Source organism: Novosphingobium terrae (genome assembly GCF_017163935.1).
GTDB lineage: Bacteria > Pseudomonadota > Alphaproteobacteria > Sphingomonadales > Sphingomonadaceae > Novosphingobium > Novosphingobium terrae.
In genome coordinates, this window is record NZ_JABVZR010000002.1 from 773,232 (window position 1) to 788,259 (window position 15,028).

Sequence of the window (15,028 nt, forward strand, 5' to 3'; positions counted from 1 at the left end):
GTTACTCACAATGTAGACTTATCCTACAACCAAGAAGCCTTCGCGGCAAGTCCGGCACGGGAAAAGCGGAACCCAAAACCTCTCAGCCGCCATCGAGCCGACCATTGACTGCCCCGGTGGGCAGCAACAGTCGGCCCGGGATTCACGCCAGCAGGACATTTTTCACGTTTGACCAAGTTGATCCCCGTATCGGAAATCAGTCTGGCCCCGCCGCTGGCCCAATCCATCATTTTCCTTCGGAGGGCTCCCCATTCGCTACATCGACAACGATTTTCCCGCGCCCCTCTCCGGCGCGCAGCGTGCGATAGGCATCGCAGACCGTCTCCAGCGTGAAGTGGCGCGGATCGACCATCGGCAGCAGACTGCCCGCCTCGACCAGCTGCGCGGCCTGCGCCAAGATCTCGCCATGATGGGCACGGCCCACGCCCGACAGCAGCGGCATCAGCGTAAAGACGCCCGAATAGCTGGCCCCTTTGAAGGACAGCGGCGCCAGCGCATGCGTGCCCCAACCCAGACAGCTGACCACATGACCAAAGCGTCGCACCGCCTGAAAGGAAGCATCCAGCGCCACGCCGCCCACCGTGTCATACACGCGGTCGAAACCTTCGCCCCCGGTCAGGCGCGCGACATAATCGGCGACAGGCTCCTCACGGTCGATAAAGATCGCGCCCAGCCTTTCGATCACACCCCGCTGCCCCGCCGAGCCCGTGGCGAAAACCTCAGCGCCGCGCGACAAAGCGATCTGCACAGCAACATGGCCGACACCGCCCGCGCCACCCTGAACCAGCACCGTCTCCCCGGCTTTCACATTCATGCGGTCCACCATGCCCTCCCAGGCGGTGATGGTGATCAGCGGCAGGGCGGCGGCCTCGCGCATGGAGAGATTGGCGGGTTTGATCGCCAGCAGATCGGCATCGACGATGGCCGCCTGTGCCAGCGATCCCTGATGGCCGCCGACGCCGCCGGTCATACCATAGACCGCATCGCCGGGGCGGAAACGGGTGACGCCTTCGCCGACGGCCTCAACGGTCCCGGCCAGATCGAGGCCAAGCACGGCAGGCAGAGGGTGCTTTGCATGAGCCGCCTGCCCCTGATGGATTTTCAGATCGAGCGGATTGACGCCGCTGGCCGCGATGCGGACGCGGACCTGCCCGGGGCCGGGCTCGGGCAGCATGATGGTCTTTAGAGTGAAGGCTTCGGTGTGGGTTTCAAGAATGGCTGCTTGCATGATGGCTCTCGCTGATATGTGGGCTGTTTCCCATGGCCCTCATCATCGGCCCGAACGCCTCATGCGAAAATCAACGATGTTGCATGTAGGCCATGCATTTCTGTTTGAGCTTGGTTGGCCATCTGCTCAAGCTGCCGCATGTCCGTGTGGATTTTTATGGCAGCTGTCCGAACCCCGATGCTGTTGGCTTGTCAGAATACCGAAAGGCGGTCATCAAGTCGCTTGACGGAGCCTTCCTCAGGGCCGAGTCTTCCTGATCAGAACCAGAAGAACACGGTTGCAGCCAGAGCCAGGGCGAAAAAGAAGGCGGCGGGACATCGGTCATATTGTGTTGCCGCGCGGCACCCATCCTTCAGGCGCCCCGAACATGATCTCGATCCGGTTGCACCGCTTGTATCAGCGCTTGTCGTGTTTGACGGATACGAAACGGGATTTCCGACCCGGAATGCAAGGTTTGGCGCCTTTCTGCTCAAGCGTGTGCCTGAACCATTCTGCGTCATAGCCCTGGTCGGCCAACACCACTGGGCCTTTGGTAAATCGTCGAGCAAGGGAGCTGCGCCGATTCTATCGCTGGTCTTGCCTCTCCCGGATGTTGAAGGGCCGAGTTGCTGCAGGACGCCGCCGTGAGGCGCTGATCCGACCAAGCTGAAGCTCTATTCGGAGAGGACCGTCGGCTCCATAACTCGCGCCGCACCATGAGTTCGCCTTCGCCCGGCCCATATCATGCGGGGCCGAAGCGCCGCCCTCATGGGAATGTCAAACCACCGCGAGGCAGCCATGCTGGCGATCAGCAACACCATCAGCGCTCCACCTTCGATGGCAAAGGTGGCCGCCGCCCCCCGCTCCCGCACGCCGATCACGGCGGCAAGCGCGAGGCAAAAGGGGAAATGGATGGCGTAGACCGGATAGGATGTCTCACCCAGAATCCGCGCGATCCGTTTCGTGCGGGCCGATGGCTCGGTCACCGAGCAGACCATCACCAAAGCCGGTGAAATCAGAAAAATAAAGACCGCGTCATACAGCGTCCGCTCCCAGTTCAACAAACTCAGGAGCAGCGCGCCAGCAGCAAACAAGAGCGGCAGCAGCGGATTGAGCCTGGGCGTAAATCTTCCCCATAGCCCGCGAGATCGATAGAGAGCGACCCCCAGCATGAACGAAAAGCATACCCTGAACAGGCCCGCCATCCGCTGATTGTAGGCCCAACCGACATTGGCCGAATGATAATGCTCGATGGCCGCCAGCATGCCCAGGCCGGACAAGACCAGAAAGGCAATCAGAGGCCTCCCCCGCAAGCGAAACAGACCCAGCGCGAACACAATGTTAATGACCACCTCAAAGAACAGCGACCACTCGGGCGCATCGGCGATAAAGGCGCTGCCGACCGGATTATGGAACCAGGACGGCAGGAAGATCAGATTGAGGAGCGCACTGATCCAAATCTGATCAGGAGGAGCATTGTGAGGCTCCCCCGGAACGGGCAAAATCGTGAGCTGGGTGGTGCCAAGCACGATGCCGAGCGCGATCAACGGCCATAAACGCACCGCCCGCATGGCAAGAAAGGAAGGAGCAGTCAGCGTATCCTGCAATTTCCCGTCATAGACATGCGAGATCACAAACCCGCTCAAGACAAAGAAAATATCGACCGCCAGATAGTAGCTGCCGTTCAGCATAAAGGCGGATTTGAAGATAACGCCCAGGTGTCCGAGCACGACCACGATCGCGGCGACACCGCGCAGCGCATCCAACGTCAGATATTTATGGCCATCTGCCGTTTCCAACTCTGCCGCTCCAACCCCCAGACTGCCTTGGCCTGGTTATGAAGCGGTTCTGCATGGAGTCCAGCCAGGAACCTCGGCCCTATCCTTAATTGCAATGGCTTAGCCTCCTCGAAACTTCCTTGCCACCGCTTGAGGCTGCCACAGCTGCCCCTCGGTTCATTCCGCCTCGAGTCACCGGCAGAGAAATTCAATGCTGTGGCTGAGTTTCAAGGGAATTTCTGTACTACACCCAGTTGATTACCCCCGATACCCCATCGCCCCGCAAGCGTCATCGCAACGCGATCCGCCCATTGGTACGGCATGGGAGAAGAGCCTATGCATGCCTGTGAACAGATTGATCTGTCAGGCCAAGAACGGACATACCCCACTATTGCCCTCCTACTCTTTGGGAGAAGGCGGCACAGTTAGAAGACTTGGCCGATGATAGCGCTATAAACGCTTATCACCTCCTGCCACATCTTGATATCCCACGTCTTACGGCCAAAGAAACCATTGTAAGAAATGCGATTCATCCGCGAGAATCACTTCACCTTGGACAAGCACAGTCATAAAAGCATTTTTTACACAATGACAGGACTGTCATAAACATATGGCATTTTTATTGATAGATTTGCCTCGGGACATGCACAATGAATAGACTCAATTAAAGCTTCACAAAATCACGGCGCATCGCTTTTCATGCGGCATGTTGAGGTTATTCATTATGGCCCTTGCTCTTATGAAAAAAAAATATGCAAAAGCATTTGCATCAAAAGAAGATGGCCGGCTGAAGGTGGTTGCACGCCTGTATAGATTCAGCAGCTTTATCACAAACCCGGACCGTCATTGGCGCGTCCGCAGGGCTATTTCATGGGATGGCTTCAAAATCATCAAGCGTCTTCAGCCGAGGATAGAATTCAAATACCTTCACCCTAAATATCTCGTCAAAGGTCTTGATACAGATAGCAAGGCATCGATATTCATCAGGCATTACGAGGTTCTGAGTGACGCCTTGTCTGATAAATTGTCAGGATTGATGTTATCAGAAGGACTTGATTTATGGAGCTATGGTGAGGAAGCCGAAAATCACAGCATAAAGCTCGTGTTCTCGCACCCCACCGACAATGAGGGCGAGCTTACACTCGAGTATATGTTTGGATCATCCCTGATCTATCTGATGTCCTTCTCATTTGCTCCCGGCTCGCTGGTGGGGCGCCCTGAAGAAACAATCATCCTGCTCACAAGGATACAGGGCATCGCGAAGGAATTTGAAGCAGCCCGCTGTGCAATGAAGGACCTGCGAGGATTGTCCGCCGCATCTTTGCTCATGGCGGCCCTGCAGGGAATCGCTTTGGGTATAGAAGCCAGAACGATCCTGAGCGTCTGCGCTGAAGCGCAAGTCTGTTTGACAGACGCAGAATCCTCTGTTTTCCTCAATGCCTATGACAAATATCTCTCCGACCTCGGAGCAGAGAAATATTCCGACAAGTTCTTCCTTCTGAACATCCCTTTGGTGGAGCGCCCCCTTGAAGAGGTCAAATCCAGCAATCGCTCACGGGTCCGTTTCCAGCGAGAGCGCAAGCGGGATCTTCTGACATCATCGCAAAATCTATTCTTGCAATCTCGTGCCCAATCGAGTTCTCCTTACCCTTCGGGAGACGCCCCCATGACGAAAATAGCGCCCGGAGGCGTGCATGATCGACAATGACAAGCCAGTGGTTCTGATCTTCACGTCATCATTCGCGGCTGAAATTGATGGATCTCACGCCAGGGCGGCATCTCTGTTGAATCGTCTGGCATCAGAATTTTCGAATGTGATGGTTTATTCTCACAAAAATCATCCATCGCATCCCTGGACTGAAGAGAGTGTCAAGCTGTTCCACAGCCGCTGGCCCAGTGTACATCTGGTGATTGAGGATTTCTCTCCTCTCCTTGCACGGGTTGCTGCCGTTAAAAACCTGCTGGTATCGCTGTTCCCTAAACGGTCTTCATCGATCCTAGGCTTTAGCGCCCCGAAGCAAAGTATCAATTTCGAAACAATCAAACAACAGGCCGGCGCTTTCATTGTCAGCTACAAATTTGCCCTTAGCGAACTTAATGGCCTCGACACCTCCAAATGTCTGGTCGATACGCATGACTTGCTGTTCGCAAAATGGGCAAAATTATCAGAAAAAAGCAACCTATCGATCAGCGCCTTGCGAAAATTGCGGGGTGAATTGGCAGCTCTCGATGCGACAGCAGGGGTTGTGGCAATATCGCCGTCCGAGACTTCATTCTTCCGCATGATGCTGGAAAATTCGAAGACCTTTTATGTTTCCTCTTGGGAGCATCTTTCGGGGAAAGCAAACCGAGGCGACAATCCGGATTATCAATTCGATCTTGTATTCGTGGCATCCGGATATGAAATGAACGTCAGGGGGTTTTTATCCCTTCTGAAGACTCATGGCCAATGGCTGTCGCGTTATCGGATCGCTGTGTGCGGACAGATTTGCAACGACCCCGCCATCATTGAGGCGGCTTCCGGTTACCCCTCGATCCAGTTGCTGGGGTTTGTCGACAATATAGAGGAAATCTATGCCGTTTCCAAAGCTGCCCTCGCTCCAGTCGATGGAACAGGCCTCAAGATAAAGATTGTGTCAGCTCTCGAATATGGATTACCCGCCTTCGTTTCGGAACAAGCTTTTGATGGATTGCCTCATGGGTATGATGGGGCAATTTTCGGCATTGACCAAAATATTTTTCAAGAAATTCTTGAAAACCCACAGCACCTTGAGGAAGCACAAAAGAAAGCCGCCTCATACTATGATCGATTCAACGCAATGAGCGAGTCTGATCATGTCATGGCAGCGATCAAGAACATATTGACTATCCCCGACAAACCACGGCCATCTGAACCGAACTTATCTCTCCAAAACCCTGCTGTTCCCGAATGAATGATTGCAGCCAAGGCCCCGTCAGCCCTTCGATCATAACGAAGACCATGGGTTGATGAAGCCAATCCGGGATCGGCCAGATGCCAGAACAAAAATCCAGCACTTCCTGTGCCCCAAAGACGCATGCGTCGCGGGCCAGCAGAGCATGATTCCAGTCAGCGCGCCTCCAGCACCATGTTGAACGGCCCTTGGGTGGCACGTCGCACGCTTGCAAAACCGCCTTCGCGCATAATCCGGGCCAGCCTCTGTTCCCCGGCCTGAGCCCCGAGCGCCTCGCCGACCTCCTGATCCAGCGATGTTGGCACGCAAATCATGGTGGAGGCATTGTAATATAGCCGCCCCACGGGGTTCAGATTATCGACTGGCGCGTCACCGGCGATAGGCTCGACGACCATCCAGATTCCGCCATCCGCAAGTATCCGGCGCATGTGGATGGCGCAACCGCGCGGATCGCCCATATCGTGCAGGCAATCATACATCGTGATCAGGTCGAAGCCGTCCTCGGCAATGTCCTTCGCCGTTGCCACTTCGAATGTGACGCGGTCAGAAAGGCCATGGTCTCGTGCATGTCGCCTTGCCTCTTCGATCGAGGGCGCATGGAAGTCAAAGCCCATGAACCGGCTTTCCGGATAGGCTTCGGCCATCAGCAGGGTCGAGAAACCGACACCGCACCCGACATCCGCAACCTTTACGCCGCTGTGAAGCCGTGCCTCCATGCCATCCAGCGCCGGAATCCAGTTCTGAACGATGTTGTTGACGTATCCGGGCCGGAAGAATGCACCCGTTGCGCAAAACAGACAGCCGGCATGATCGCCCCAGCGCACGCCGGTGCCATGGCGGAAACAGTCCTCAACCCTGGCTTCAGCTTCGATCATCGCCGCCACCAGCTCGAAGGCTCCGGCAAGGAAGACCGGGCTGTCCCGGTTGACGAAGACCATGGCCTGTTCTGGCGACAGGCTGAACCGATCCGAGGCCGGATCGAAATCAACATAGCCGTTCGCAGCCTGTGCGAGCGCCCATTCACGGACATAACGGTCATGCAGGCCGCCTGCCCTCACGGCCAGTTCATGCGCGTTGGCAGGCGCCCGGGCCAGGGCATCGAACAATCCGAGCCGCATGCCGATGCGAACCGTTGGCACGCTCATCGCACCGCCCAGATCGCCGAGCATCTTTCCAACGAACGCATGCAGCTTTGTTTCATCGATGACGGGCGGCATGATTTCGCTCCTCTCTTGAGGCCGCGTCACCCGCGACTCCACAGAACGATCAATTGGGCGCCATCATAGCATAATCGAAGCAAGTTGACCCTCGCTGCCATAACATCCCCATTGGAGGCCTGCTTTTTGAACCGCTACGTCGCAGCGTCCGGTCAGATCAACCGCCATGGCTAGAATCCATGGCGGCAACAGGGACCAATCGCGCTTAACAGACAACAGTTATGTCAAAACGAATGATCGCGCAGAATTAGCGGCGCTGCATACAGAATGGCCCACCCCTGCTACTTCCCGGGCGGGGGAGGCATGAAACCAGTCGTCGCCAACACGCGCCCTTGAGGATCGGCCACAATCCCGATCCCCGCCGCGCCATTGTCAAATGTGGCGAGGTACATGTCCGCGCCCATCATGACTTCACGAAACGTGAGCGACTTGAGCGTGCCGTAGCGCTTCCGCTGCTCAAGCATAAACGGCAGAGCCTGACGTGCGCCCTCGACCGCGTCAGGAGCGAACAGCGTGTCGTCCATCTTGCCGGTCGCGTACATGGCGATGATTCGTGTCAGCAACGCGTCGCTGCCCGGTATTGGCGCAGTGCGCGGGGCAAATACTTGCTCGCGCGATGCAACGGCGATGTCAGTGGCCGGCTTCTGGCCAAGCGCTTTCAGCGCCGCGCCGAAAGCCTCCCCCGCCGGGACCTTGACGTCAGGCTCGACGCCCACACCCTCCCAGTTGGTTTTGGTGATCGGACTTTCGGGACGACCACCGGGCATCGCTACCATGAAGTCATAGCCGAGGATCACCGGCCCGACGGGATTGGCCCCGCCGCCAGTCACCTCCCCGACGAGGGTGGCGCGCTTCATGGTCTTGACATCATAGGCGAACTCCTCCCCGCCCGAAAAGGTGGCTTTGCTGGTCAGCACATAGATCGGCACACCGGCAAAGCTGAAAGGCGTCGGGCCGGTCATGGTGCGATCACGCTTGAACTCCCGAGTACCCGGCGTCCGGTGGATGAACTCGATGAGCGTCGCCGGCTCTGCGGGCAGCAATAAATAGCTGACCAGATAGGCGACCGATTGCGGCACCCCGCCGCCGTTGCGCCGATCGTCGATAATCAGGGCGCGGCTTCCTTTCAGCTTGGCCAAGGCCCGATCGAGCACCGGTTTGAACAAGGGCGGCGGTGGAAATCCCGAGACATCAATGTAACCGATATCGTTCGCAAGCTTGTCGGCGCGGACGATACCGGCCTCGCTGCCGAAGGTCGGAGGAGCACCTGGCCCTGAAGACGGTGGCGCAGATACCTGCGAGATGACGCGCAGGTGCTTGTCATGCGCGATGGCGGCGAGATCGGTGGTCAGTCGTTCAGCAAAGGCGGCCGGATCGCTCAGGGCATTGTAGTCACCCCGCGCCAGCGCGGCCGTTATGGCGGCTGCGGCCTGCTCACCGACATCGGGAAAGACATATTGGTCGCGCATGGACTGGGCGAGCTTTTCAACCACCGCTTGTCGCGTGGCCGCGTCGGTTGCCTTGCCCGGGGCGGCGACCGGCGGCGGGCCTGCCTGCGCAGCAACCGGCGAGGCAGCAACGGGCAACAATGAGAGGAGCGAGGCACAGGCGGCGAAGCGAAGGCGAAGGATCATGACGGTTCTCCTCTCTCAAGCGGGCGCCAGTTGACGTGACGGTCGACGGAGTGCGGCCTCTCTCCTATACTCAACTTATGATGCAGTGAAACAGGTGCGGTTTACTTAAACAGAGGGACGCTTATCGCCTGCTGCCTCTAGTTGCATTTACGTCATGCTCATCTGGAAAATTTCTACCGCTCCGATTAAAAATTTCGTTGATGATAGTCATCATAATTGACATGGATTACTCTCCCCTTTTGCGATTGCACCTCCCTGTCGGTTGGCACCGCTGATTTCCGCAAGAGCCCTTGGCCATGAATTTCAGACGGTACGCCGGGAGAGCGCATACCTGACAAGGCCGCCCCTCCAGAATTGGGCTTAGCCCGCTCGCCCTTCCTTGCCGGTCACATGCCCCCTCGGCGGCCTCCATCGAAGCGACGGAAATAGCGGACAGTGCTTTCTTCTGGAAATAATGAGGCCGAGTCGCTTGCCTGATGGCTGAACCGACACGAGCAGCAGTCCATCATGGACCAAGCATTTCAGAGAAAACGCGCCGAAATGGTTGTAATGTATCACCGACATAGCTGCAGACGAAATTCCAACCGCTCGCCCCCGTAAATTAACATAGGCATTGCTGATGAAATGTGCATATCTCAGGATATGTCGAGTGAGCAGCCTTTCTGCCCGATTACCCTTCGGTTCGCTGCTGCGGTAGCCCGCAGAAGAAGCGAAGGGACCGGCATGTGGAATGATGAGCGGCAAAGCGCGGCAGATGCTCTTGAAATGTTGGCGCGAAATCTTGAGGCAACCGCAGCGGAAATGGAACGGGGTTGGCGAGGAGAACCTCCCGAGGAAATGATCTAGCGCTCGCCCCATGGAAATCACGGCTGCGAACGGGCAGGATATCATCCTGCTTCTCGTCGAACCCAAAGACTGACAGCATCCGACCTAGTGCTGATCCGACCGGCGCCCGGCCTATTCCGACACTCCCGAACTCAAAGCCTATCCTCAAGCGCAGTCCTTCACTCAGGAAGCAGATCGCACAGTTTCAGGGTGACCGCTCCGCACCAGAAGAACAGGAACGTCAGGGTAGACAATTCTAATAGACACGCCACAGCGATCCATGATCGTTGCGCGATAGGCAACAAGTGTCACTTTCGATTTGTAGCCGTTGCCAGATAGAAGCCTATATCGCTGTGAGCGACCGAAAGCCCCAAAGGCGCTGCCCCAGCAATCTCGACCGGCCATTCGCCGAGCTTCGTCAGCAAGCCTGTTTTCCCAACCGCATTGCCACACGTGGTTGTCCGCTCTCCCCCCCACTGAGCAGCCTAAGCTTACAGGAAAATCGGCGCTGATCGCCCTGCTGACCTCGCCTGATCTGCAGCCTTTGCACGGCCCCGAAGCCCCGGCGAGCCGTTGAACAACACCACCCATCGATGTCGCAAATTGCTTGTAAGAGCCGAAAAGCCGTCATGCTACGTTGAACAAAATTTCCCATCACACACCCAGCCCGCGAGAAGAAATTTGAATATCCCTGCACACCTCTCGTATAGCAGCAATCATATAAAATTCACCTTCCCGAAATAATCTGAGAATTATTCTTATAGGAGAATTTTATGTCAACGATCGTAACAGAATTCGATCTGGCCACATCTTCCAGTTCGTCAACGCCTAGCGCGGCGGCGAAAGCAAAAAGCCAGCGGGCAGATTTCGCTAAAGTTTTGGCGGAATTCAACAAGGCCGCCACCGAGACGCAATATGAACGAATCCGCGATGGCATTTTGAAAAAGCACAAAATGACCGAACAGGAATATAGCGTCCTGACCGGCCCCGAAAAAGACAAGATTAACGATGAAATTCAGGAAGCAGTCAAGCGGGCCGCCCTGCAAAGCCGCGGCATGAGCGCGACTGCCGCATCCAGTGTGGCTGCAAACGGCCTGCTGGCATAAAATTCAGCACCATCAGCTGACTGGCTCTTGTCCAGTTTGCAGACATATCCGCTGACAAAGCGGCCTGTCATCGATCCATCGAATGCCACCCTCTATTCGCCAGACTACAAAATTTATTGCCAGGCAGGCAGGAAGCGTGATGTAACAGCAGCCAAACTAAGCATCTGCTCATCGATCGCCACAGGATTACAGATTCGGCATGATTACCCGCCTCGCCGTTGCCGGCTATCGATCCTTGCGGGATGTTGTGCTGGAACTGGGCCAGTTAACGCTCATCACCGGTGGCAATGGCAGCGGCAAGTCCAGCCTCTATCGCTCGCTTCGGCTGCTGTCTGAAGCGGCACAGGGGCGATTGATTTCCACGCTGGCAGCCGAGGGCGGCCTCCTCTCGGCCCTGTGGGCCGGGCCGGAAAATTTCAGCAAGGCCATGCTGCACGGTGAGACGGCGATCACCGGCACGGTCCGTTCGGCGCCCTACAGCCTTCGTCTTGGCTTTTCAGGCGCGGATTTCGGCTATGCCATCGATCTGGGGCGCCCCGAACCCATGTATCCCTTCCAGCGCGACCCCGAAATCAAGGTCGAGGCGATGTGGACCGGCGAAGTCCTGGGCCGCACCAATCTCTTTGCGGAAAGGCGCGGCCAAGCCGTCCGGTTGCGCCGGGCCGAGAATGGCGAATGGCGCGAGGCATTGACCAATCTGCTGGCCTTCGACAGCATGGTCACCCATTGCGCCGATCCGGTCGACGGCCTCGAACTGTTGCTGATGCGCGAACGGATGCGCAACTGGCGTTTCTACGACAATCTTCGCACCGATGCCGATGCCCCGGCGCGGCGGCCGCATGTCATGACCTATACGCCCGTGTTGGGCAGCGATGGCGCAGATCTGGCCGCTGCCATCGCCACCATTCAGGCCATCGGCGATGGGGAAGCCTTTGGCGATGCCATCGATGACGCTTTCCCCGGTTCCGCCATTCATGTCGAGGGTGAGGATTATGGCGTGGTGACCATGCATCAGCGCGGCCTGCTGCGCCCCTTCGAGGCCAAGGAACTGTCCGACGGCACGTTGCGCTATCTGCTGCTGGTCACCGCCTTGCTCTCGCCCCGCCCGCCCGAGATCATGATCCTCAATGAACCGGAAGCGAGCCTGCATCCCTCACTGCTGGAGGCTTTGGCGCGCCTGCTGGTCGAAGCCGCGCGCCGTAGCCAGATCGTGCTGGTCTCTCACAGTGAAAGGCTGATCGCGGCGCTGCGCCAGAGCCGTGGCCTGCATGAGATCGCCCTGTCCAAGCGATTGGGCGAGACCCAGATCGAGGATCACGACGCCCCGCGCTGGATCTGGCCAAAGCGATGACACAGGGCCGATGGCCCGCTTCCCCTGCCCGGGCTTTCATCCCTTGCGATATGCCCTCACCGTAGCGGAAGCGCGTTGATCACGTGCCGCCTGTGCAACATCCCGGGTGACGATCGCCTGCCCCACCGGAAAGAGCGCCAAGCCCGCCAGTTTGAAATGCTGGAGCCCGAACGGGATGCCGATGATCGTGATGCAATTGGCAACGCCCCAGAGGACATGACCAAGCGCCAGCCAGAAACCTGCGCAAGCAAACCAGATGATGTTGCCCAAAACACCGATCGAACCGGTGCCCAGATCATCCCGCCCGGTCAGGTCACGGCGATTGATGGCTTCCCTGCCAAAGGGCAGGAACGCCATCTGGCCGATGACGAAGCAGGCTCTCGCCCATGGCAGCCCCACGATGGTGATGGCCGCGACAGCGCCGAAAAACCACCAGCCCAGCCCCATCCAGAAGCCATTGAGGACAAACCAGAGAAAATTGGCCACCATGCGCATTGGCTTACCCCTGTTGCTCGATGCAGGCTGGCAGGAAGTTGGCGCCTTGTCACCCTCAATGGGGCGGGCCAGCTTCGCCCTTCCCCGCAGACCCGGCAACCTTGATGGTCTTATCCGTCGATCGATCTGGGCGGCAGAGGCGCACGCCAACCGTAATAGATGGCCATCAGGCGCAAAAACAGGCACAGGCCCGCCCCGGGAAGCACCGTGTAGATCGACGGAATGCCCAGAAAAGAGCCACCCGCCACGATAGCGCCCGCAGCCAGCGCGGCCAGCGCGTAAAGATCGGCACGCAGCACAAAGGGGATCTCGCCGCTCAGCACATCGCGAACCATGCCGCCACCGATGCCGGTCAGCATCCCCATCAGCGCGCTCATCACGGGATTGATCCCGAACTCCATCGCCTTTTGCGTCCCCACCACAGCAAACAGGGCCAGACCCACCGCATCGAGGCACTGCATCATATTGGGATGTTTCGCGATCCGGGGAGACCAGAAGAAGGTGGCCAGACCCGAGATCATGGCGATCAGGAAATAATGGATATCCCGCATGGCAGCAGGAGGAATGGCGCCGATCAGCACATCGCGCATCATGCCCCCGGCCACCGCCACCACAAAGGCGAGGAACAGGACACCGAACAGGTCGAAGTTCTTGCGAACGCCCAGCAAGGCGCCGCTCACCGCGAAGGCGATGGTGCCCAGCGCATCAAGCACGTTGATCGTTACGGAAAGCAGATGTTGGTTCACAATCGGGTCGCTTATCGAGGTTATTGTGCGGGCGCCAGCCATGCGAGGGCAGCACTGACCATGGCCTTGAGGCCGATCTGAAGCGTCGGGTCCAGCACCGGCGCGAAATCCGGAGCATGATTGGCGGGCAATGTGTCCACCGCACCGCGTGACCGGGCTTCGGCATAGAGATCGGGATCGATGCCGCCCACCACCCAGAACACCGAAGGGCTGTCCCATGCGGTGCCGAAGAGCCCGAAATCCTCGCTGGCTGTTGCGGGAGGGATTTCGCTCACCGCTTCCGTGCCGAAGGTGCCTTCCAGCGCCGCAACGACGCGCCGGGTCGCCTGTTCATCGTTGCGGGTGATCGGAAACTGGCTGAGGACCGAAATATCCGGTTTGCGCGTGGCCCCGGAGGCATCGGCTTCAGCCTCGACGATGCGGCGGATGGCGCCCAGCACGCGGTCGCGGACCTCTTCCTTGAAGGTGCGCACATTCAGCCGCAGCAGCGCTTGATCGGGGATGACATTCTCGCTGCGCCCGGCCTGCAGCGCCCCCACCGTCAGCACGGCGGAGTCCGTCATGGCAACCTCACGCGCAACGACCGTCTGCAGGCGCATCACTGTCGAGGCTGCCATCACCACCGGGTCGATGCTCTTTTGCGGCATCGATCCATGGGCGCCGCGGCCATAGAGCGTCACCTCCCAGCTGTCGCCGGCCGACAGGATGGTGCCTGTCCGCCAGCCGAGATGCCCGGCGGGCAAGGGCATGACGTGCTGGGCCAGCGTCACGTCGGGCCGGGGGAAACGCTTCACCATGCCATCCTCGATCATGGCCCGGGCGCCCTGCCCGGTTTCCTCGCCCGGCTGGAACACGCAGAGCAGCGTGCCGCTCCATCCCTCGGGATGCGAGGCCAGTTGATGGGCAACCCCCATCAGCCAGGTGACATGCATGTCATGCCCGCAGGCATGGGCGATAAACGTGTCCTGCCCGAACCGGTCGACGCCCTCTTTCGCGCTGGCATAGGGCAGGCCGGTCGTTTCGCGCAGCGGCAGGCCGTCCATATCGGCGCGCAGCAGCACGGTCGGGCCATCGCCATTGCGGATCAGGCCCACAACGCCCGTGCCGCCCAACTGCTCGGTGACCTCAAAGCCCAGGTCACGCAGCCAGCTTGCGGCAATGCCTGCGGTCCGGGCTTCCTGCATCGAGAGTTCGGGATTGGCATGAAGATCGCGATAGATGTCGCGCAGACGCTCCAGCAGAGCATCTGAAGGTGTGGTGAGCGGGCTTTCGCCGGTGCTGCTCGTCATGGCCTAGGCAACCTGATTGAGGTTTGCGCTCTCTTGCGCGGGCTCGGGAGCGTTGCACCATGCCAGCAATTCCCGGGCGATGCGCAGGGCGGCCTCTTTGGGCAAGGCATCCTCATGCTCGATCAGGGCCAGCAGATTCAGCACATGCATGCGCAAGGCATCGTCAGCATGGGTGCCATCCGCGCAATGGGTGCAGTGGCTGCCGTTGCCATAAAAGGGAAGAAGCCCGGAGCGCGTTTCTCCGGATCGTGAAAGGCTGGCGCTCATCAGGAGGCTCCTTCTTGTTGGCCGTCATATCTACCGCCAAACCGCAAGCCGTGCAAATGCAAGCATGGAGCAAAGTCCGCACGGAGGTCACGCAAGCGAGGCATGCGGCGCCCTCTGGGCCAGGCCGTAGACCTCCGGCAAGATCGACCTTCCGGCAACTCTGCATGCCTTGGGCAGCAT

12 protein-coding genes and 1 pseudogene are annotated in these 15,028 nt (G+C 58.4%); 4 read left to right on the plus strand and 9 right to left on the minus strand.

Going from position 1 to position 15,028, the window contains the following annotated elements:
• Positions 1–226: 226 nt before the first annotated feature.
• The 3 genes and pseudogenes from HGK27_RS21920 to HGK27_RS21925 form a co-directional block, all read right to left on the minus strand.
• Positions 227–1,228, minus strand: a complete 1,002-nt coding sequence (locus tag HGK27_RS21920) for a zinc-dependent alcohol dehydrogenase family protein (RefSeq protein ID WP_206244933.1) — start codon at positions 1,226–1,228, stop codon at positions 227–229.
• A 257-nt stretch (positions 1,229–1,485) separates the two neighbouring features.
• Positions 1,486–1,809: pseudogene (locus tag HGK27_RS31135) on the minus strand (transposase); the annotation flags it as partial.
• 72 nt (positions 1,810–1,881) lie between these two features.
• A complete protein-coding gene (locus HGK27_RS21925; protein WP_206244934.1) occupies positions 1,882–3,006 on the minus strand; it encodes an acyltransferase family protein in 1,125 nt (374 codons plus the stop codon).
• Between the two features lie 703 nt (positions 3,007–3,709).
• On the opposite strand from HGK27_RS21925, the gene HGK27_RS21930 reads away from it, so the two are divergent.
• Both HGK27_RS21930 and HGK27_RS21935 read left to right on the plus strand, forming a co-directional pair.
• On the plus strand, positions 3,710–4,693 hold the full coding sequence (locus HGK27_RS21930; protein WP_206244935.1) for a DUF535 family protein: 984 nt from the start codon (positions 3,710–3,712) through the stop codon (positions 4,691–4,693).
• Positions 4,680–5,918: a glycosyltransferase family 4 protein gene (locus tag HGK27_RS21935; protein ID WP_206244936.1), complete on the plus strand. Its 1,239-nt coding sequence runs from the start codon at positions 4,680–4,682 to the stop codon at positions 5,916–5,918. Before HGK27_RS21930 ends, HGK27_RS21935 begins: the two co-directional genes overlap by 14 nt.
• A gap of 155 nt (positions 5,919–6,073) precedes the next feature.
• Here HGK27_RS21935 and HGK27_RS21940 read toward each other — a convergent pair whose 3' ends face one another.
• On the minus strand, positions 6,074–7,135 hold the full coding sequence (locus HGK27_RS21940) for a class I SAM-dependent methyltransferase (RefSeq protein WP_206244937.1): 1,062 nt from the start codon (positions 7,133–7,135) through the stop codon (positions 6,074–6,076).
• Between the two features lie 281 nt (positions 7,136–7,416).
• On the minus strand, positions 7,417–8,769 hold the full coding sequence (locus HGK27_RS21945) for a S41 family peptidase (RefSeq protein ID WP_206244938.1): 1,353 nt from the start codon (positions 8,767–8,769) through the stop codon (positions 7,417–7,419).
• Between the two features lie 1,598 nt (positions 8,770–10,367).
• On the opposite strand from HGK27_RS21945, the gene HGK27_RS21950 reads away from it, so the two are divergent.
• Complete coding sequence (locus HGK27_RS21950) at positions 10,368–10,700, plus strand: hypothetical protein (RefSeq protein ID WP_206244939.1); 333 nt, start codon at positions 10,368–10,370, stop codon at positions 10,698–10,700.
• A gap of 199 nt (positions 10,701–10,899) precedes the next feature.
• The gene (locus tag HGK27_RS21955; protein WP_206244940.1) at positions 10,900–12,051 is read left to right on the plus strand and encodes an AAA family ATPase; all 1,152 of its coding nucleotides are present in this window, start codon (positions 10,900–10,902) and stop codon (positions 12,049–12,051) included.
• Between the two features lie 36 nt (positions 12,052–12,087).
• Here the strand turns inward: HGK27_RS21955 and HGK27_RS21960 are convergent, their stop codons facing one another.
• From HGK27_RS21960 to HGK27_RS21975, 4 genes are all read right to left on the minus strand, one after another.
• Positions 12,088–12,546: a YccF domain-containing protein gene (locus HGK27_RS21960; RefSeq protein WP_206244942.1), complete on the minus strand. Its 459-nt coding sequence runs from the start codon at positions 12,544–12,546 to the stop codon at positions 12,088–12,090.
• Positions 12,547–12,656: 110 nt separating this feature from the next.
• Positions 12,657–13,292 (minus strand): trimeric intracellular cation channel family protein, encoded by a 636-nt coding sequence (locus HGK27_RS21965; protein ID WP_241127732.1) that lies wholly within the window; start codon positions 13,290–13,292, stop codon positions 12,657–12,659.
• A 20-nt stretch (positions 13,293–13,312) separates the two neighbouring features.
• Positions 13,313–14,581: an amidohydrolase gene (locus HGK27_RS21970; protein WP_206244946.1), complete on the minus strand. Its 1,269-nt coding sequence runs from the start codon at positions 14,579–14,581 to the stop codon at positions 13,313–13,315.
• 3 nt (positions 14,582–14,584) lie between these two features.
• The gene (locus HGK27_RS21975; protein ID WP_206244951.1) at positions 14,585–14,848 is read right to left on the minus strand and encodes a hypothetical protein; all 264 of its coding nucleotides are present in this window, start codon (positions 14,846–14,848) and stop codon (positions 14,585–14,587) included.
• Positions 14,849–15,028 lie beyond the last annotated feature (180 nt).

Bases quoted from the DNA above. Each gene is read 5' to 3' on its own strand.
- HGK27_RS21920 (WP_206244933.1), bottom strand. From the start codon at position 1,228: ATGCAAGCAGCCATTCTTGAAACCCACACCGAAGCCTTCACTCTAAAG.
- HGK27_RS21930 (WP_206244935.1), top strand. From the start codon at position 3,710: ATGGCCCTTGCTCTTATGAAAAAAAAATATGCAAAAGCATTTGCATCA.
- HGK27_RS21935 (WP_206244936.1), top strand. From the start codon at position 4,680: ATGATCGACAATGACAAGCCAGTGGTTCTGATCTTCACGTCATCATTC.
- HGK27_RS21940 (WP_206244937.1), bottom strand. From the start codon at position 7,135: ATGCCGCCCGTCATCGATGAAACAAAGCTGCATGCGTTCGTTGGAAAG.
- HGK27_RS21945 (WP_206244938.1), bottom strand. From the start codon at position 8,769: ATGATCCTTCGCCTTCGCTTCGCCGCCTGTGCCTCGCTCCTCTCATTG.
- HGK27_RS21950 (WP_206244939.1), top strand. From the start codon at position 10,368: ATGTCAACGATCGTAACAGAATTCGATCTGGCCACATCTTCCAGTTCG.
- HGK27_RS21955 (WP_206244940.1), top strand. From the start codon at position 10,900: ATGATTACCCGCCTCGCCGTTGCCGGCTATCGATCCTTGCGGGATGTT.
- HGK27_RS21960 (WP_206244942.1), bottom strand. From the start codon at position 12,546: ATGCGCATGGTGGCCAATTTTCTCTGGTTTGTCCTCAATGGCTTCTGG.
- HGK27_RS21970 (WP_206244946.1), bottom strand. From the start codon at position 14,581: ATGACGAGCAGCACCGGCGAAAGCCCGCTCACCACACCTTCAGATGCT.
- HGK27_RS21975 (WP_206244951.1), bottom strand. From the start codon at position 14,848: ATGAGCGCCAGCCTTTCACGATCCGGAGAAACGCGCTCCGGGCTTCTT.